19 protein-coding genes are annotated in these 18382 nt (G+C 64.3%); 9 read left to right on the forward strand and 10 right to left on the reverse strand.

Annotated features, from left to right (window positions below):
• Positions 1 to 185 precede the first annotated feature (185 nt).
• Both MTX21_RS36585 and MTX21_RS36590 read right to left on the reverse strand, forming a co-directional pair.
• Positions 186 to 1025 (reverse strand): transglutaminase domain-containing protein, encoded by an 840-nt coding sequence (locus MTX21_RS36585; protein ID WP_280969288.1) that lies wholly within the window; start codon positions 1023 to 1025, stop codon positions 186 to 188.
• A gap of 93 nt (positions 1026 to 1118) precedes the next feature.
• Positions 1119 to 1667: a cupin domain-containing protein gene (locus tag MTX21_RS36590; protein WP_027552747.1), complete on the reverse strand. Its 549-nt coding sequence runs from the start codon at positions 1665 to 1667 to the stop codon at positions 1119 to 1121.
• A 147-nt stretch (positions 1668 to 1814) separates the two neighbouring features.
• Here MTX21_RS36590 and MTX21_RS36595 point away from each other — a divergent pair, with 147 nt between their 5' ends.
• The gene (locus tag MTX21_RS36595) at positions 1815 to 3143 is read left to right on the forward strand and encodes an aspartate aminotransferase family protein (protein ID WP_280969289.1); all 1329 of its coding nucleotides are present in this window, start codon (positions 1815 to 1817) and stop codon (positions 3141 to 3143) included.
• Positions 3144 to 3215: 72 nt separating this feature from the next.
• The gene (locus tag MTX21_RS36600) at positions 3216 to 4481 is read left to right on the forward strand and encodes a D-amino acid dehydrogenase (RefSeq protein ID WP_280969290.1); all 1266 of its coding nucleotides are present in this window, start codon (positions 3216 to 3218) and stop codon (positions 4479 to 4481) included.
• A gap of 217 nt (positions 4482 to 4698) precedes the next feature.
• On the opposite strand, the gene MTX21_RS36605 is transcribed toward MTX21_RS36600, so the two are convergent.
• The gene (locus MTX21_RS36605) at positions 4699 to 5331 is read right to left on the reverse strand and encodes an XRE family transcriptional regulator (RefSeq protein ID WP_280969291.1); all 633 of its coding nucleotides are present in this window, start codon (positions 5329 to 5331) and stop codon (positions 4699 to 4701) included.
• Between the two features lie 180 nt (positions 5332 to 5511).
• Here MTX21_RS36605 and MTX21_RS36610 point away from each other — a divergent pair, with 180 nt between their 5' ends.
• Genes MTX21_RS36610 through MTX21_RS36625 form a run of 4 tightly spaced genes read left to right on the forward strand, consistent with a single transcriptional unit; the run spans position 5512 to position 8989 of the window.
• Positions 5512 to 6276, forward strand: a complete 765-nt coding sequence (locus MTX21_RS36610; protein WP_280969292.1) for an ABC transporter substrate-binding protein — start codon at positions 5512 to 5514, stop codon at positions 6274 to 6276.
• Between the two features lie 26 nt (positions 6277 to 6302).
• Positions 6303 to 6956 (forward strand): amino acid ABC transporter permease, encoded by a 654-nt coding sequence (locus MTX21_RS36615; RefSeq protein ID WP_280969293.1) that lies wholly within the window; start codon positions 6303 to 6305, stop codon positions 6954 to 6956.
• The gene (locus tag MTX21_RS36620; protein ID WP_280969294.1) at positions 6953 to 7684 is read left to right on the forward strand and encodes an amino acid ABC transporter ATP-binding protein; all 732 of its coding nucleotides are present in this window, start codon (positions 6953 to 6955) and stop codon (positions 7682 to 7684) included. Before MTX21_RS36615 ends, MTX21_RS36620 begins: the two co-directional genes overlap by 4 nt.
• A gap of 12 nt (positions 7685 to 7696) precedes the next feature.
• Entirely contained in the window at positions 7697 to 8989 is a 1293-nt protein-coding gene (locus MTX21_RS36625; protein WP_280969295.1) for an FAD-binding oxidoreductase, read from the forward strand.
• A 53-nt stretch (positions 8990 to 9042) separates the two neighbouring features.
• Here MTX21_RS36625 and MTX21_RS36630 read toward each other — a convergent pair whose 3' ends face one another.
• The 4 genes from MTX21_RS36630 to MTX21_RS36645 form a co-directional block, all read right to left on the reverse strand.
• Positions 9043 to 9279, reverse strand: coding sequence for a hypothetical protein (locus MTX21_RS36630; protein WP_280969296.1), 237 nt, complete (start codon positions 9277 to 9279; stop codon positions 9043 to 9045).
• Between the two features lie 91 nt (positions 9280 to 9370).
• On the reverse strand, positions 9371 to 10960 hold the full coding sequence (locus MTX21_RS36635) for a gamma-glutamyltransferase (protein WP_280969297.1): 1590 nt from the start codon (positions 10958 to 10960) through the stop codon (positions 9371 to 9373).
• A 385-nt stretch (positions 10961 to 11345) separates the two neighbouring features.
• Complete coding sequence (locus MTX21_RS36640) at positions 11346 to 11522, reverse strand: hypothetical protein (protein ID WP_280969298.1); 177 nt, start codon at positions 11520 to 11522, stop codon at positions 11346 to 11348.
• 9 nt (positions 11523 to 11531) lie between these two features.
• A complete protein-coding gene (locus MTX21_RS36645) occupies positions 11532 to 11765 on the reverse strand; it encodes a hypothetical protein (RefSeq protein ID WP_280969300.1) in 234 nt (77 codons plus the stop codon).
• Between the two features lie 209 nt (positions 11766 to 11974).
• Between MTX21_RS36645 and MTX21_RS36650 the strand changes: the two genes are divergently transcribed.
• From MTX21_RS36650 to MTX21_RS36660, 3 genes are all read left to right on the forward strand, one after another.
• Positions 11975 to 14050, forward strand: coding sequence for a PQQ-dependent sugar dehydrogenase (locus MTX21_RS36650; protein WP_280969301.1), 2076 nt, complete (start codon positions 11975 to 11977; stop codon positions 14048 to 14050).
• Positions 14007 to 14948 (forward strand): SMP-30/gluconolactonase/LRE family protein, encoded by a 942-nt coding sequence (locus MTX21_RS36655; RefSeq protein WP_280969302.1) that lies wholly within the window; start codon positions 14007 to 14009, stop codon positions 14946 to 14948. Before MTX21_RS36650 ends, MTX21_RS36655 begins: the two co-directional genes overlap by 44 nt.
• Before the next feature lie 139 nt (positions 14949 to 15087).
• Positions 15088 to 16113, forward strand: coding sequence for a histone deacetylase family protein (locus tag MTX21_RS36660; RefSeq protein ID WP_280969303.1), 1026 nt, complete (start codon positions 15088 to 15090; stop codon positions 16111 to 16113).
• Between the two features lie 33 nt (positions 16114 to 16146).
• Here MTX21_RS36660 and MTX21_RS36665 read toward each other — a convergent pair whose 3' ends face one another.
• From MTX21_RS36665 to MTX21_RS36675, 3 genes are all read right to left on the reverse strand, one after another.
• Positions 16147 to 17127 carry an LLM class flavin-dependent oxidoreductase gene (locus tag MTX21_RS36665; RefSeq protein ID WP_280969304.1) on the reverse strand — a complete coding sequence of 327 codons (981 nt, stop codon included), beginning with the start codon at positions 17125 to 17127 and terminating at the stop codon, positions 16147 to 16149.
• On the reverse strand, positions 17124 to 17849 hold the full coding sequence (locus MTX21_RS36670) for a 4'-phosphopantetheinyl transferase superfamily protein (RefSeq protein ID WP_280969305.1): 726 nt from the start codon (positions 17847 to 17849) through the stop codon (positions 17124 to 17126). Before MTX21_RS36670 ends, MTX21_RS36665 begins: the two co-directional genes overlap by 4 nt.
• Before the next feature lie 225 nt (positions 17850 to 18074).
• On the reverse strand, positions 18075 to 18245 hold the full coding sequence (locus MTX21_RS36675) for a hypothetical protein (RefSeq protein ID WP_280969306.1): 171 nt from the start codon (positions 18243 to 18245) through the stop codon (positions 18075 to 18077).
• Positions 18246 to 18382 lie beyond the last annotated feature (137 nt).

Raw genomic sequence — 18382 nt, forward strand, 5'->3', positions numbered from 1 at the left:
CGGAGGTATCGTAAATAACGCTAGCGCTTAGGGTGCTGAAGCTTCCGCATCGTCATGGCCGGGCTTGTCCCGGCCATCCACGTCTCGCCCCGCAGTACAAAGAACGTGGATGCCCGGGACAAGCCCCGGGCATGACGCCCCGCATTCGTATATGCGGTCGCACTACGGTTGCTGCAGAGAAGTAGCTAAAGGCTAGGGCTATCAATCCATGGCGGGCTTCTGATAAGCGCTGTCGGCTCATCCAAGCCGTCTTCAGATCGTTCAATCATCTCGATCAACACGGCTATCCGATCGCCAAAGGCCATGTCTGTGTCGTCCAGGCATCTATCCTGCGCTGTCGCACTGCGCCAAGTATCCCAAACCGACATTTGCCGGTTTGCGACGGCCAGCAAATCGCGATGCAGACTGACATTCATGAACCAAAGGCCGCGTGCATCGCCGTGTCCGAACTTATCCGGATCGGCGCTGCCGCTCCTCACCAGCCTCCATGCTTGAGCCGCCGTCAGATAGGCCTCATTCGGCAGGTCGGTCAGATCGAATGCGATGCCAAGGTCGCTTTGCTGCATCTCATCGATTTGTGCGTCGATACGACGCCAGCGCTGCTCTGCTGCTGCCCAATATTCGCAAATCCAGTGATCCTGGTAGGGCGCGGCATCGAAATAGGTTGCGAATCCGCACCGGATGCGTGCAGGAACCGCGCGATGTCTCAGAATGCTGCAGAGTAGTAGCGAGTAGTCACGGCATGTGCCGAACGTCCGTTGATGCGGAGGGCGAGGCACCTCCAACGGTCCAGCGAACGATTCCTGGATGAGTTGCAAGCGGGCGGAAACTGGCTGTGTCTCGCGGGGGCGCGGCATGCCGGCCGGAATGCCGTACATGTCTGCACACGACACGTGCACAATGAGGCCTGATACGATGTCGCGCAGCGAAGAGATATCGCGAGGCAGGTGCTCGTAGAGGCTTCCAAGCGCACCCGGCTCCGTCATGCGATCGTGCGCGATAAAGTGCTCTGCGACCTTCGCCATGATGCTTGGAGCCTGCTCCATCAGTTCAGCACGACCTTAGGCATTCCGGGGGAGCGCGTCTATCATCGCGTTTCGGTCTGCTGAGATTACGGATCAAAACGTCGGCGGCGTGCAGGCTGAGATCACCTCGCACGGCTTGCCGCCGACGCAGCGGAAGCGGTGCGGGCGGCGGCTCTCGAAGTAATAGGCGTCGCCGGGGTTGAGGATGCGGCGCTCGTCCTCGACGGTGACCTCGAGCTTGCCGGAGATCACCACGCCGCCTTCCTCGCCGTCATGGACCAGGGGCACCCGTCCGGTGTCGCTGCCGGGCTCATAGCGCTCCTTCAGGATCTGCAAGCTCCGGCCGAACAGATTGTCGCCGACCTGGCGGTAGGAGATCGGCTTCTTGCCGACCTCGGTGAGCTCCTCTGCGCGGTAGAAGATCTTGCGCCGCGTCTCCGGCTCCAGCGCGAAGAACTCGGCGAGGCCCATCGGAATCCCGTCGAGGATGCGCTTCAGCGCGCCGACGGACGGATTCATCTGGTTGGACTCGATCAGCGAGATCGTCGAATTGGTGACGCCGGAGCGTTTTGCCAGTTCCCGCTGCGACAGCTTGTGGCGCGCCCGGATGAATCGCAGCCGTCCACCGATGTCGACGCTCATGCCCAAATCCCTGTTGCAGGTGTTGCGGATCGCGCAAATATGGACCGACGCACCCAATCAAATCAATGGGTTGTCGGCAACCAGAAAAGGACTTGTTGCGTTTAAGGCCCCGTGGCTCTGCTAACGGGTCAGCAAAGGAGCGCGGCCGTGACCCTTCATCAGATTCCGAACACCATCAAGACCGATTCGTACTGGATGCCGTTCACGGCCAACCGGCAGTTCAAGAAGACGCCGCGCCTGTTCTCCTCGGCCGAGGGCATGCACTACACCAGCGTCGACGGCTGCAAGGTGATCGACGGCTCCGCCGGTCTGTGGTGCGTCAATGCCGGCCACGGCCGTAAGCAGATCGCTGCCGCGGTCGAGAAGCAACTCATGACGCTGGACTTCGCGCCGTCGTTCCAGATGGGGCATCCGCTGGCCTTCGACTTCGCCGAGCGGCTCGCCGAGATCGCGCCGAAGGGGCTCGATCGCGTCTTCTTCACCAACTCGGGCTCTGAATCGGTCGACACCGCGCTCAAGATCGCGCTCGCCTATCACCGCGCCACCGGCCAGCCGACGCGCACCCGCCTGATCGGCCGCGAGCGCGGCTATCACGGCGTCGGCTTCGGCGGCATGTCGGTCGGCGGCATGGTGGCGAACCGCCGCGCGTTCGCGACCCACCTTCCCGGCGTCGATCACATCCGCCACACCCACGATCTCGCTCGCAACGCCTTTGCCAAGGATCAGCCGGCCCATGGCGCCGAGCTCGCCGATGACCTCGAGCGTCTGGTGGCCTTGCACGGCGCCGAGACCATCGCAGCCGTCATCGTCGAGCCGGTGCCGGGCTCGACTGCGGTGCTGCCGCCGCCGCAGGGCTATCTGAAGCGTCTGCGCGAGATCTGCGACAAGCACGGCATTCTCCTGATCTTCGACGAGGTCATCACCGGCTTCGGCCGTCTGGGCACGCCGTTCGCCGCCAACTTCTTCGGCGTCACGCCGGATCTGATGACGACGGCCAAGGGCATCACCAACGGCACCGTGCCCTGCGGCGCCGTGTTCGCGAGCCGCAAGGTGCATGACGGTCTGATGACCGGCCCGGAGAACCAGATCGAGCTGTTCCACGGCTACACCTATTCGGCGCATCCCGTCGCTTGCGCTGCCGGGCTTGCAACGCTCGACATCTACAAGGATGAAGGCCTGCTCACGCGCGGTGCGTCGCTCGCCGAATACTGGCGCGATGCGCTGCATTCGCTGAAGGGCCTGCCGAACGTCATCGACATCCGCAATTGCGGCCTAATGGGTGCGGTCGAGCTCTCGCCGCGCGAGGGCGCGATCGGCGCGCGCGGCTATGAGGTGATGGTCGATTGCTTCAACAGCGGTCTTTACTTGCGCACGAGCGGCGATTCCTTCGCGATGTCGCCGCCGCTCATCGTCGAGAAGAGCCACATCGACCAGATGGTCTCCATCCTTGGCGACGCCATCAAGCGGGTGGCCTGATAATTGCTCCCGCGGTTCACGGTGTTTTCTGTTTTGGTAGCGGCGCGTGACGCCGCGGGAGTTTGACGAAGCGTGAAAGTCCTGATCCTCGGCAGCGGTGTCATCGGCGTCACCTCTGCCTACTACCTTGCGCGCGCCGGCCATGAAGTGACGGTTGTCGACCGTCAGCCGCAGCCGGCGCTGGAAACCTCGTTTGCCAATGCCGGCGAGGTCTCGCCCGGCTACTCCTCGCCCTGGGCCGGCCCCGGCGTGCCAGTGAAGGCGATCAAATGGCTGTTGATGAAGCACGGTCCGCTGGTGGTGCGGCCGAAGCTCGATCCCGTGATGTGGATCTGGCTGCTCAAGATGCTGCGCAACTGCACGTCCGAGCGCTACGCGGTCAACAAGAGCCGGATGATCCCGATCGCAGAGTATAGCCGCGATTGCCTGCGCGACCTCCGCCGCGACATCGGCATTCGTTATGACGAGCGCTCGCAGGGCACGCTCCAGCTCTTCCGCTATCAGGCGCAACTCGACGGGACGGCTGAGGACATCGCCGTGCTGAAGCAATATGGCGTGCCCTACGAGGTGCTGAGCCGCGAGGGCTGCATCGCCGTCGAGCCCGCGCTTGCCGGCGTGAAGGAGAAATTCGCCGGCGGACTGCGGCTGCCGCAGGACGAGACCGGCGACTGCCACATGTTCACGCAGGCGCTGGCCAAGCACGCCGAAGCGCTCGGCGTGCGCTTCATGTTCAATACCGGCATCGACGGCATTGTGACCGATGCCACGCGCGTCACCGGTGTGGCAACTAGTGCCGGCCTGCTGCAGGCTGATGCCTATGTGCTTGCGCTCGGAAGCTGGTCGTCGCGGCTGGTCGCGCCGCTCGGCATCTCGCTGCCGGTGTATCCGGTGAAGGGCTATTCGATCACGGTGCCGATCAAGGACGCCAGCGGCGCGCCGGAATCGACCGTGATGGACGAGAGCTACAAGGTCGCGATCACGCGCTTGGGGGACCGCATCCGCGTCGGCGGCACCGCGGAAATCTCCGGCTATTCGAGCAAGCTCTATCCCGCACGCCGCGCCACGCTCGATCATTCCTTGACCGATCTCTTCCCGCGCGGCGGCGATCTGTCGAAGGCGACGTTCTGGAGCGGCCTGCGCCCGATGACGCCGGACGGCCCGCCCGTGATCGGCCCGACGCGCTATGCCAATCTCCATCTCAACACCGGCCACGGCACGCTGGGCTGGACCATGTCCTGCGGCTCCGGCCGCGTGTTGGCGGACATGCTGTCGGGGAAGAAACCGGAGATCGATGTGAGCGAGCTCACGGTGGATCGTTACGCTCACCGGTTTGGGTGAGAATCCATCCGCTCGTCATTGCGAGCACAGCGAAGCAATCCAGGCTTTCTCCGCGGCAGGACTCTGGATTGCTTCGCTTCGCTCGCAATGACGATGTGGGAGCATCGAGGCCTTTTTGCCTCTCCCCGCGGGCGGAGAGAGCCGCTCACCCCAACTCTCTCGGCGCGAGCGAAGCTCGTCGCGCCCCCGTAAGAACGAGGAGAGGGAGTAGAGCGAGCTACCCCGCCCCCGTCACCGAGTTCACCCACAGCACCACCGCTTTCGCATCCTGCGCCGGGTTGGAAAACCGGTGCGGCCGCCGGCTCGCAAAACGAAAACTGTCGCCGGTTTTCAGCGACCACGTCTCTGTATCTACCGTCAGCATCATCTCGCCTTCGAGCACGAGACCGGCTTCCTCGCCGTCATGAGTGTAGAGCTCATCGCCGGTGGAGCCGCCGGGCTCCAGATGCACCAGGAACAGGTTGAGCCGGTTCTCGGCGCTCGCCGGGCTCAGCAACTGTTTTGAAACGCCGGTGCGCCACAGCTTCAGCTCGGGGCGCTGAAGTTCGCGCGTCACCACCTGATCGGATGCGCCGTCGCTGCTCGGGCTCGCGCCGAACAGTGCGGCGATGCCGACGCCGAGCACGTCGGCGAGCGTCGCCAGCACGCGCAGCGAGGGTGACGATAGACCGCGCTCGATCTGGCTGAGGAAGCCAATCGAAAGTGAGGCGCGCTCGGCCACCGTTTCGAGCGAGAATTGCCTGACCCGCCGGAGATCGCGGATGCGGCGGCCGACCGCGACATCCATCGCGGGCTCGGCGGGCCGCGCCTTCGCCTTCTTCACCGGCCTTGGCGAGGCTGGTTTGCGCATTCTTTTGCCACCGCTCACGTCAGGCCGCTTTCTTCATGTGCGTGAAAACCGCTTGCCAAGGCTGCGAAAGTGTGACCAAATTTTCATATTGGTGAAAATAAGCCGAAACGGCCTCTCCGGCAACGTCTGCGATCACGACACGCGCGAGCGCCGCCATCGGCCCGAACCCAGGGGGATGCGATGTCGTTGAAGCGTATTGTTCAGGCCGCCGTCGCGGCGCTCGCGATTGCAGCCGCGATGCCGGTCTCCGCGCAGCAGGTGCTGAAGGTCGGCTCGACGCCGACAGGCATCCCCTTCACCTTCCTCGACACCAAGACCAACACCATCCAGGGGATCATGGTCGATCTCATCACCGAGATCGGCAAGGATGCCGGCTTCAACGTGCAGATCGAGCCGATGCAATTCTCGGCGCTGATCCCGTCGCTCACCTCGAGCAAGATCGACGTCATTGCGGCTGCCATGTTCATCACGCCGCCGCGGAAGGAAGTCGTCGACTTCTCCGACCCGATCTACACCTATGGTGAAGGCCTCGTCGTGCCGAAGGGCGACGCCAAAGCCTATGCCTCGCAGGAGGATCTGAAGGGCGCGACGGTCGGCGCCCAGGTCGGCACCGCCTTCGTCGACGCGCTGAGGAAGTCCGGCCTGTTTGCCGAGGTCAAGGCCTACGACACCATTCCCGACATCCTGCGCGATGTGAACACCGGCCGCCTCAAGGCCGGCTACGCCGACTATCCGATCCTCGCCTACAATCTGAAGCAGGGCGGTTTTCCCGAGGTGCGCCTCGTCGATGGCTACAAGCCCGTCACCGTCGGCTCGGTCGGCATCGGCGTGCGCAAGGGCGAGACCGCGCTGCTCGGCAAGATCAACGCCTCGCTTGCGAAGCTGAAGGCCGCCGGCACGATCGACAAGATCCTCGATAAATGGGGCCTGAAGGCGCAAGGCTGAAGAACAGAGGCTGAGAAGGCCGCCCGATGAAAGGCTTCTGGCACGACTCCGTCGAGTTCTTCCCGATCCTCTTGAACGGCGTCGCGCTCACGATCGTCGTCACCATCGGCTCGCTCTTGCTCTCAACGGTGCTTGGCCTGGTCTGGGCGATGATGCGGGTGTCCGGCATCGGACTCCTGTCGGGGCTCAGCGCCAGCCTGATCAACGTGATCCGTGGCATCCCGATCATCGTGCTTCTGTTCTACCTCTACTTCGTGATGCCGGATCTCGGCGTCTCGCTGACCGCGTTGCAGGCGGCGATCCTCGGGCTCGGGATTGCGTACTCGGCCTACCAGGCCGAAAACTTCCGTGCCGGCATCGAAGCGATCGACAAGGGGCAGATCGAGGCGGCGCAGTCGATCGGCATGGGCTGGTGGCTCGCCATGCGCCGCGTCGTACTGCCGCAGGCGGTGCGCATCGTGCTGCCGCCCTACGGCAACGTCATGATCATGATGCTGAAGGACTCCTCGCAGGCCTCGACCATCACGGTCGCCGAGCTTGCGCTCCAGGGTAAGCTGATCGCGTCGTCGACCTTCAAGAACACCAGCGTGTTCACGCTCGTGGCGCTGATGTATCTCACCATGAGCATTCCGCTGATCCTGCTCGTCCGTCACTTCGAGAAGCGGGCCGGCAAGCGATGATCGAGCTCAGCAACGTCCACAAGAGCTTCGGCAAGGTCGAGGTGCTCAAGGGCATCACGGCGTCTGTGCAAAGGGGCGAGGTGGTCTGCATCATCGGCCCTTCCGGCTCCGGCAAGTCCACCATCCTGCGCTGTATCAACGGACTCGAAAGCTACGACCGCGGCGAGATCAGCGTCGAGGGCCTGAAGGTCGACCGCGATGCACCGTCGATCGTGGCGATCCGGACCCAAGTCTCGATGGTGTTCCAGCGGTTCAACCTGTTTCCGCATCGCACCGCGCTCGAGAACGTCGTCGAGGGGCCGCTTTACGTGAAGAAAGAGCCGCGCGCCGCAGCGCTCGAACGCGGCCGCGCGCTGCTTGCGCAGGTCGGACTTGTCGAAAAGGCGGACGCTCATCCGCCGCAGCTCTCTGGCGGCCAGCAGCAGCGCGTCGCGATCGCACGCGCGCTTGCGATGCAGCCCAAGGCGATCCTGTTCGACGAGCCGACGTCGGCGCTCGACCCCGAGCTCGTCGGCGATGTTCTCGGCGTGATGCGCAAGCTCGCCGACGACGGCATGACCATGGTCGTCGTCACCCACGAGATGGGCTTTGCCCGCGACGTCGCCGATCGCGTGCTGTTCATCGATGGTGGCATCATCGTCGAGCAGGGGTCGGCCAGGGCGCTGCTCAATCAACCCCAGCATCCGCGTACGCAGGATTTTTTGCGGCGCGTGCTGCACCCGCTCTGATCGGTCTTCGCCATGAACGTTGCTGCCCGCCTGCCATTGCCGCCCTCACTCTATGCCGACACGGCCGTGGCGCCGGCTGCGACGCCGCCGCTCGACACCGACAAGAGGGTCTCGGTCGCCATCGTCGGGGGCGGCTTCACCGGCCTCTCCACCGCGCTGCATCTGGCAGAGCAGGGCGTCGAGGCGCTGGTGCTGGAGGCGCAGGAGCCTGGCTGGGGCGCTTCCGGAAACAATGGCGGCCAGACCAATCCGGGCTTGAAGCACGATCCCGATCAGATCGAGGTCGATTTCGGCCCCGACCTCGGCCGCCGCATGATCGAGTTCTCATACGGCACGACCAACTTCACGCATGACCTGATTCGCCGCTACCAGATCCCCTGTGAAGCACGGCAAAACGGCACGCTGCGCGCGGCCTACAACGAGGCGAGCGCCGCCGCGATCGAGACGACCGCGCAGCAGTGCATTCGCCGCGGCATGCCGGTGTCGTTCTTGAATCGCGACCAGTTGCGCGAGATGACCGGCACGGACCGCTACATCGGCGCCATGCTCGATGCCCGCGGCGGCGATCTGCATCCCTTGAGCTACGCCCGCGGGCTCGCGCGCGCGGCGATGTCCGCAGGCGCGAAGGTCCATGGCGAAACGCCGGCGCTGTCGCTGCGCCGCGAAGGCAGCCGATGGCGGATCGAGACTCCGCGCGCCGTCGTGCGCGCCGACAAGGTACTGCTCGCGACCAACGGTTTTACCGACGATCTCTGGCCCGCGCTCCGCCGCACCATCGTGCCGGTGTTCTCCTCGATCGCTGCCACCGCGCCGCTCTCGGACGAGGTCGCCCGCTCGATCATGCCAACGCGGCCCGTCCTTTACGAGAGCGGCCACATCACGGTCTACTACCGCATCGACCAGCGCAATCGCCTGCTGATGGGCGGCCGCGGACCGATGCGCTGGATCAGTTCGCCCTTAGACGTCGCCTATCTCATCCGTTACGCCGAGCGGCTGTGGCCGCAGCTCAAGGGCGTTTCCTGGACTCACGGCTGGAACAGCCGGCTCGCCATCACCAGGGATCATTATCCGCACGTGCATGAGCCGGCGGACAACGTCCTGATCTCGCTCGGTTGCAACGGCCGCGGCGTCGCACTCTCGACCGCGATGGGCGCGCAGCTCGCGCGCCGCCTGATCGGCGGCGCCAAGACCGAGATCGACATGCCCGTCACAGGCATCACGCCGATCCCGATGCATGCGCTCTGGCCGGTGGCCGTCACCAGCGCGGTGATCACGGGCCGCGTGCGAGACCGGCTCGGAATTTGAGAAGGCGCCGCCCGGTCACGGGCGGCGCCTCGCATGAATTGGAGATGGTGGCGTCAGCAGCGGCCCTGTTTCCATAGTCCGGGCGGGCAGCCGTGGCCGCGCCAACCAACCTTGCGCCCATGATACCAGCCGGGTGGCACGGCATGGCGATGTGAATGGTATCCGCCGTGATAGCCGTGACCATAACCATGGCCATAACCATGACCATGGCCGCCCCTGGCGAATGCCGCGCCGGGCATCGCGAAGCCGGCCGCGATGATCAATGTTGCGGCGAGCGCAAGCTTCTTCATCCTAATTCTCTCCTGTTAGGCACGCATCTGTCCGTTCGATGAAAGGACATCGATCGCGGTGTCGCGTGCAAATATGGAGGAGTCGTGACGATCAGCCTTCCGCCACCGCATCAGCCCAGGGCTGGAAGATCTCGACCGCGCCGGAGTTGATGTCATCCTCGCGCATCACCACGCTCGGGCAGGCGAACTTCATCGGCAGGGCCTGCACCTGAGTCTCCTCATAGTCGAAGCGGGCGGCCAGGACTTTGCGTGCGTCCGCCGGCAGGCGCGCGTCGCCGATCACGACCGCGCCTTCGCTGGCGTCGATGCGCGGCTGATGGATCGCGGCATCGAGGTCCATCCCGAAATCCATGATGAACGAGAGAAGCTGCATCACAGCCGGCGAAATACGCCGGCCGCCGGAGGCGCCGACTGCAAGGCGCTTGCCGTCCCCAGTCTCGGCGATGACGGGCGTGTAGTTGGTGAGGCAGCGCTTGCCGGGGGCGAGCGAATTGGTCGTCCCCGGCGTCGGGTCGAACCACATGATGCCGTTGTTCATGGTGATGCCGGTGTGCGGCGTCACATATTTCGAGCCAAAGGTGGAGAGCAGCGTCTGGGTCACCGCGGCCATGTTGCCGTGGCGGTCGACCACCGAAAAGTGCGTCGTGCAGGACGGCGCCAGATATTCCGCGCCGAGCGAGCGCTTGCCGTCGGCATCGCCCATGTCGTCGAGCCGTTCGCGATAAGCCGATTGCAGAGCGAACGCATATTGGCTGTAGGCGGCCGCATCCGGCGTTGCGCCCGGCTGCAGATTCTGCTGCAACAAGCGCAGCGCATGCGCCATCGTCGGCCCGGCCGTCAGCTCCGGCGTCGCATAGACCTTGCCGCCGCGATAGGGGATTGCCAGCGGCTCGCGCAAATGCGCACGGAACGCAGCGAGGTCCTCCACCGAAAGCGAGCCGCCATCGGTCTTGATATCGGACGCAATGCTCCTGGCGAGATCGCCCTGGTAGAAGTCGCGGGCGCCGGCCTCGGCGAGGTGCGACAACGTTGCCTTCAACTTGTCCTGCGGCAGCCGCGTCTCGGCCTTGATGCCCCAGGGCGCGTTCGGCGGCAGGCCGTCCTTTAGGAAAGCTTCGGCGCTTGCGGGATAGCGCCGTAGATCGACGGCGGTGCTCGCGATCATCAGCGTCGTCCACCAGTCGACCAAGAGCCCTTCGCCGGCGAGCTTCGTTGCCGGCGCAAGCAGATCCTTCCACGGCAGTTTGGCGTAGCGGCGATGCGCCTCCTCCATTCCGGCGACGACCCCGGGCACCGCGATCGAGCCGGGACCGTGAAGATTGCGGTCGTCCTTCACCCGCGGCCAGGGGAAGAGGTCGGAGGCCGCGCCCTGTCCGGTGAGCGGATAGTCGGCGAGGCGCAGGCTCTGCGGCGACCGCATGCCGTAGTCGATCACCTCGTAGCGATTGTCCTTGGCGCGGAAGAGCACCATCGCGCCGCCGCCGCCCATGCCGCTCATCCAGGGTTCCAGCACGTTCAGCGCGAAGGTGGTCGCGACGATCGCGTCGACGCAGTCGCCACCCGCCGCCAGCACCTGCGCGCCGACCTCGGCTGCGCGGCGCGACTGCGCGGCAACGATGCCGCCCTTGGCGCGGCGGGCAGGTTTGCGGATGTCCTGGGCGAGGCTGAACTGGTGAGGCATGATGTCGTCTTGGCTTTGTTTGCTTGGCTTCGTTTGTCGGCTTCGTTGCATTGACGTCTCAGCTCCGCAATTGGCGAAGCGGAACGACAATGGCACATTGCCGGGAACGAGAACATCCATCGGGAGGAGCGACATGGCTGGTGTGAAACACGCGCGGGATGGCGCGGTTGGGATCTTTCGCTCTGCGCCGCCATGGCCGGGCTCGCCGTCTTCGCTAAAGCTTCGCCGGCCGAGTACCGAACAGCCCGGCGAAGCCTTTCGGCGGAGCCGGGTCCCGGCCATCCACGTTCTTCTGACGTAGAGGCTAAGACGTGAATGCCCGGGACAAGCCCGGGCATGACAAGTTGCGAGATTGGCTAAACGAAAAGGAGCGAAGCAGCAGTTCTCAGAGCAAGCCGTCGTGACGGCGGGCCTGATGCTTAGCGTGCCATTTCGGTCCGGGGCCGCGCATGTAGTGAAGCTCGGGCCGGTAGGAGTTGGCTGCAATCCGCACCAGTCTCTGCCACTTGGTGGCAACGAAGTTCAGGGGCTGGCAGAGCAGGCTCAATGAAGCGTACAGCATGGCATCACCTCAATGCGGCTTGCCGAGCATCGACGTGAAGGGAAGATCGAAAATCTCCTCGCCGTCGTCGTCGCTGATATGGATCACCCAGTCGCGCCAGTCTTCGGCGCCGGGGGTGAGGATCATCGAGCGCATGATCTGCGCGGCACGGTCGCGCGCCTCGGTCAGGTTGGCAACGGCGGTGCCGTTGCGGTCGATCAGCGTGCCGTCAGTATTGGAGCAGTGGAAATACACCTGAACCATATACGCCTCCTGTAGAAAGCGATTTGGACGGCAAATCGATACCATCCGCAACTACCGAAAGACATTCGGGCTAAGCCCGGTAAGGGAATCTACGGATATTGGTCGCTACCTCGGCCTCGGTGGGTTTGATCACAGGGGGGTGATGGATCGACTGGACGGCGCGCGGCCGGCGTGGAACGCTCGATTCGACGAAAGTCGGGGGAGGGAGCGTGAACCACTTGACATTGCAGTGCCAACGTCGAAGCCGGCGATCGATTACGGCTGTCTTCGCTGCCGTCCTGCTTGGCTTTGCCTCGGTGGCCTGGTCGGAGCCGGTCAGGAGAAGCGGCTACGCGATCGGCGCGGAGACCTGCGGCAGCGGCGATCTCGCCTTTCCCCGGATCCAGCTCGACATGAAGGCGGGGTTCTGTGCCGGCCTCGTCGCCAGCGAAGACGACCGCCTGAAGTTTCCACGCTCGATCATCCAGGTGCCCGGCCGCGATCTGTTCGTGATCGCCGATATGGGCGGTTGGGGCCACACCGATGGACGGTTGCTGCTGCTCGATCCGCATGCCTCCGAGGGCAAGCGACTCAAGGAGCTTCTGACGAAGCTCGAATATCCGTTCGGGCTGGTGCTCGGCCCGGACAAGAAGCTCTATGCATCGACCGCCGAGACGATCTTCAGGTTCGATCCGCTCGCAGAGGATCCGCGCAGCACGGTCGAGACCATCATCCATCGCCTGCCGGGTCGTCGGATCACGCTGCCTGACGGCACCGGGCTCGACGAAAGTGCGCATCCGCTCAAGCAATTCGTCTTCGACCGTAACGGACGCCTGTTCGTCAATATCGGCTCGCACAGCGACGACTGCATCACGCCGGCACCGATCAGAAAGCCCTGCGCAGCGGCCGAAGGCGCTGAGGCCATGGCCGCGATCTGGCTGTTCACGCCGCCTGCTGGCGGCGTCTTCCCGGCGTTGAAGCCGAATGATCCCGATCCGCCGCATCGGGTCTATGCGCGGGGCTTGCGCAACTCGATGGCGCTGGCGCTGCACCCGAATTTTCCCGACGCAGGCTACGCCTTCCTGCAGGGTGAGAACGGCCGCGATCTGCCCGATGTCTTCAAGCCGAACGAGGAGATCAACGCGATCGAGCAAGGCAGGCACTATGGCTGGCCTTATTGCTACGACTTGTCGACGCCGAGCCCGGAATTCAAAAGCGTGCTGCAGTCCGGGCCTTACAGATCGCTCTGCACCGGCAAGGCGCTGTACAAGGCGCCGCTCTCGCTGATGCCGCCGCACGGCGCGCCGCTGGCGATGCTTTACTATCACGGCGCGAAATTTCCGGAGCTGGAGGGCAAGCTCCTGGTCGGCCTGCACGGCTATCGCCCGACCGGCAGTCGCGTTCTCATCTACGACGTGGACGATCACGGCTTCCCGAAGCCGAGCCCGGCGCCGGTGCGCTACCATGTCAGTTGCGCGGCGGAGGCGACGCGCAGCTTCCAGACCGACGGCGGCGAGGTTGCCGCCGCGCCGTTCGAGGAGCTGATCGCGGGCTGGCATCGGGTCAACGGCACGCGGCCGCAAGGCGCGCCCGTCGGGATGACGGTCGCCGAGGACGGCGCGATTTGGCTGGTCGAGGACAAGAACCAAACCGTGATCCGGATTGATCGCGCGTCGAACGATGCGCCGCAGCCGCTGTCCTGCGACACGCGCAGCCCGGCGCAGATCGATCAGCTCACGGCGTTCGTCGCCAAGGACGCCCAGAACCGCGTTCGCCTCGCCACACTGCGTAAGGGCCTGGTCGAGAAGCACTGCATGGGTTGCCACTCCGATTTCGGTCTGAAGCCGGGTCAATCCGACGTCGACAAGGACACGACCGTGTTGCGCTTCATGCTGTCGCAGGATGGTTGGATCTATCCGGGCGATCCCGACTCCGGCAAGCTACGCGCGCGGCTGCGCGGCCTGGGTGCGGAGAAGCTGATGCCGCCGGGCGGCGAGAAGTTGCCGAAGACGGACGCCGGCTATGGGCGCCTGCTCGACTATGCGGATTCGTTAGTGGCAAAGATGGTTCCGGGAACACGGATGCGCATCAAACCCGGCCCGCCGCAGCGCAAGTTTTTCGGCAAGGCGAACAAGGAATGCGGCGAAATACCGGCCGCCAAGGTCGTCGTGGTGACACAAAGGAACGCTGTAGACAGACCCGGCTTCAGCCGCTTCTTCCGGCCGGCCGACCCTTATCTGGACGGCGAGTGCACCGACGACGATGGCTATTACATCCGGCAGGAATTTCTGGTGCCTGTGCAGTAGCATCCTTCTCGTCATTGCGGCATCGGCGGCCAAAGCCGAGACGAAGCTGTTCGAAAGCGCGCAGGTGACGCCCGCCGGCGAATACACGTTCGGCATCGAGGGGCCCGCCGCCGACCTCGACGGCAATCTCTTCGTGGTCAATTTCGGTAAGCCCGGCACCATCGGGAAATTGCCCGCGGGCGGCGCGGCCTCGCAGCCATTCATCGCCCTTCCCGCGGGCAGCGTCGGCAACGCCATCCGCTTCGATCGCAGCGGAACGATGTTCATTGCCGATTACAAGAAGCACAACATCTTCGCGATTGCGAAAGGCGGGATCGAGCCTGCCGTCTGGTTTCACTCGGACGAGATGAGCCAGCCCAACGACATCACCATCGCGCGCGACGGCACCATTTATGCGAGCGATCCGAATTGGAAGGGCCGCGAAGGCCACATCTGGCGCATCGCGAAGGCAGCGGATGGCTCGGTGCAAGGGCAGGTCATGGCGGCGCAACGCTCAATGGGCACCACCAACGGCATCGATCTCAGCCCCGACGGCAAGACACTCTATGTCGGCGAATCCAGCAGCGGCCAAGTCTGGTCCTACACCGTTCGCGGCAACACGCTCACCGATGCGAAGCTCGTGAAAGCATTCCAGCCCGACACCATCGACGGGCTGCGCACCGACGTCACCGGCCGCCTCTATATCGCACGCCTTCTCAAGGGCACGGTCGCGCTGATGAAGCCCAACGGCGCGGTCGAGCGCGAGGTACTCCTCAAGGGCAAGGAGCCGACCAATCTCGCCTTCGGCGGCGCCGACGGCAAGACCGTCTTCGTGACACAGCGCCAGGGCGGCTTCATCGAGTCCTTCCGCACCGACCAGCAGGGCCGCGAGCACTGCCTCCAGCACGGACGCTGCTGAGCTCAAACGATTCAAAGGCGGTCTGCTCCCGGCGCAGAGCGGTGCTGCGCGGCCGGCATTCTTCTTGCTTGCATCTCGTCGCGGCAGCGATCAAGACATCTGCTGCACGTCAAAGCGCATGCGACCACGGAGTGTTTGAGTGAAAGCCGTTTATACCGAGCTGCATCGCAGCCATGATCCGCAATTCTTCCTGGTCCGCGGCGTCGTCAAGCGCACCACCGAACAGCCCGAGCGCGCCGACCGTCTGCTCAAGGGGCTCAAAGACGGCAAGCATCAACTGGTCGAGCCGACCAAGTTTGGGCAGGGGCCGCGCGCACGCATTCACAGCCCGGAATATCTGTCGTTCCTCAGCGAGGCCTGGGACGCCTGGACCGCGCTCGGCGATTCCGGTCCGGAGATGATCGGCAACATCCATCCGGTCCGGCATGCGGCAACCTATCCCACCCACATCGTCGGCAAGCTCGGCTGGCACACCGCCGATACGGCGGCGCCGATCGGTCCCGGCACCTGGGCTGCGGCCTGCGCGGCGACGGACGTGGCCGTCACGGCGGCGCAGATGGTGATGGACGGCGAGGACGCGACCTACGCGCTGTGCCGTCCGCCCGGGCATCACGCCTATCGCGACATGGCCGGCGGCTTCTGCTTCCTCAACAACAGCGCGATCGCGGCAGCGCATCTGCGGCTCAAGCACGAGGGCGTCGTGATCCTCGATGTCGACGTCCACCACGGCAACGGCACGCAAGGCATTTTCTACGCGCGACCTGATGTCTATACGGTGTCGATCCACGCCGACCCCACCGCCTACTATCCCTTCGTGTGGGGCTATGCCCACGAGCGTGGCGAAGGTCCCGGCCTCGGCACCAATCTCAACATCCCCTTAGCCATCGGCACCGGGGATGACGGCTACATTCAGGCGATGGATGTGGCGCGGAAGGCGATCGAGTCCTTCGCGCCGGGCGCCCTCGTCATTGCCCTTGGTCTGGACGCCTCCGAGCACGATCCGCTTCGCGGTTTCGCCGTCACCACGCCGGGCTTCCGCCGCATCGGCCAGGCGATCGCGCGGATGGGCCTGCCGACCGTGTTCGTGCAGGAGGGCGGCTATCTCTCCGACATCCTCGGCGCCAATTTGACCTCAGTACTGGCCGGTTTTGAGGAAGCGCGCTGAGGCCGCTCTTCGCCTCTCCCGCGGGAGAGGACTCTAAAACACCCCGCTGGCCGCAAGCGCCTTGCGGACGTGCTGCATCTCGGCCTCGTCGGCGACCATGTCGAGCATGATCGTGGTTAGGCCCTTCGCCGCAAAATCTTTGAGCCGAGCTCCAATCTCGGCGTAGCTGCCGACGAGATAGGGGCAGTCGGCCTGGAAGGTCAGGAACGGCAACAGCCAATAGCCGTTCTCCCGGAGCTCGCCGCTCTGGCCGTCATAGAGGTGCCGCTTCCACGCGGAGTCGGTGTTCTCCATGGTCAGCGAGAGCAGTTCGCGGTCGTCGGGATTGTCGCGAAAACGCGACTTCGCCGCCTGCCGCGCCTCGTCGCGGGTCTCGCGCGCAAAGATGCCGAAATTCATCCCGGGCGCGTCGAGGCGGTGATCGAGATCGGGCGGCAGCATCTGCATCTTGATGCAGCCGGTCTCTCTCGCCACGCGCTGCGCAGCCTCCGACTGGCCAGCGATCAAAAATTCCGGCATCAGCTCCGCCGTTAGGCGCGGATGGAGCTGCAAATTGCTCGCGCGATAGAACCGCCCTTTGAAATTGACCGGGCGCGGGCTTTCCAGGAGTTGACGCATCAGGGCGACGAATTCGCCGAGCCTGACGTAGCGGTCCGCATGCGGCCGATCGTCGCCGAGCCCCTGCAGGTCGCTGACTGCAGTCCCCGTAATCATGTTGAGATAGACCTTGCGGCCGTAGAGCTGCGCGAACGACGAGACAAATTTTGCCGCGGTGAACGGATGCATGTAGACCGGATTGACGGCGATCAGCGGTGAGCTTCGCCTCGTCTGTCCCATGATGTGCTGGGCCATCGCCCAGGGTTCGACGAACACGTCGTTGCCTTCGAACAGCAGAATGCCCGCGAGGCCGTTGCGCTCGGCGAATTGCGCCACACGCATCAATTCGTCGACATATTTTTGCGGATCGCGATTGCGCGAGATCGCCGGAAAGATGCGAAGTCTCGAAGGCATCATTCAGCCGCACCCTGCAGCGGCCAGGCATGACGGCTGATCGGAAGGCCGCCGGCCGCCCGGGAGCCGTCGGCGATCGCCAGCCGGTGCGAGGGCGAGGGCGAGCTGAGCGAGAAGCGCCAACCATCGGGATCGTCGGCGATGTCGGGCGCGAAGCTGATCTCGATGGTCTTTTGCGACACCCGCATCGCAAATCCGTCGAGCGGCAGGTCGAGCCCGAAACCCCTGGCCTTCAGATACGCTTCCTTCAGCGTCCAATAGTCGAAGAAGCGCTGGGTGGCATCGGGCTCCGGCAATCCGCGCAGCGCCTCGACCTCTTCCGGTGCGAAGAAGCGCAGCGCCGTGGACAGCGGCGCGACACGCCGCGACACGGTCTCGACGTCGACGCCGACGGCCTCGTGTCTCGAGACCACGCAGGCGACGCAGCCGTCGGCATGGGACAGGCTGACATGCAGCGCGGTCGCGGGCGATGCGACAAAGGGCCGCCCGTAGCGGCCGGTGCCGAAACACCAATCCGAGGGGGCGACATTGGGCGCGGCGTGTGACAAGGCCAGGCGCAGCAGCGCGTGCGCGAAGACGTATTGTCGGCGATGACGCTCGAACATGAAGCGATCGGCGCGCGTGCGTTCGTTCACCGACAGAAATCGCCGGCACACATCCACCGCTCCCGGCGTATCGATGGTGTCGATCAGTCCGACATACAGTTCAATTCTGTCGTCTGCCATCAATCAATTGGGCCCTTGGCGTCAGGCGGAGGCTCGAATCTCCAGCCAAGACGCAAGAATCAAATGAGCGGGCCGCTTCTAGCGGTTCACCCAGGCATATTCTTGACGATCTTGCCGGCCGGCTTTTCGGGCGCAAGCCTGCACGAGCCCATAGCTCGACAGGCGAGCCGCCCTTGTCGAAGAGAGAAGTCAGCAGAACCGTGCGGCGTCCGTGCCGACCGAATCTTATCTCTTCCTCTTGGCCTTCTTCTTCTTGGCGCCCAGCATCGTAAGGCTGGCGTCGACGTCCTTCAGGGCGGCTTGAAGCTTCTTCTTCTCGTCCGTCAGCAGCCTTTGCAGCGACTTGCGGTCCTTGTCGCTCAGCGAGGCGCCCTTGGTAAATCTGATGAAACCCATAACGCACTCCCCCGTTTGAAAATAATAGTCCAAATAGCAACGCGGGAATAATGTTGCGCGGTAGCGCCAAATAATCAAGATGCAACTTGAGCACTCACAGCTTTGGCGAGTGAGCGGGTTTTTCCTCCGGCAGAAGC

Origin of the sequence: Bradyrhizobium sp. ISRA430, from assembly GCF_029909975.1 — a bacterium.
Lineage (GTDB): Bacteria > Pseudomonadota > Alphaproteobacteria > Rhizobiales > Xanthobacteraceae > Bradyrhizobium.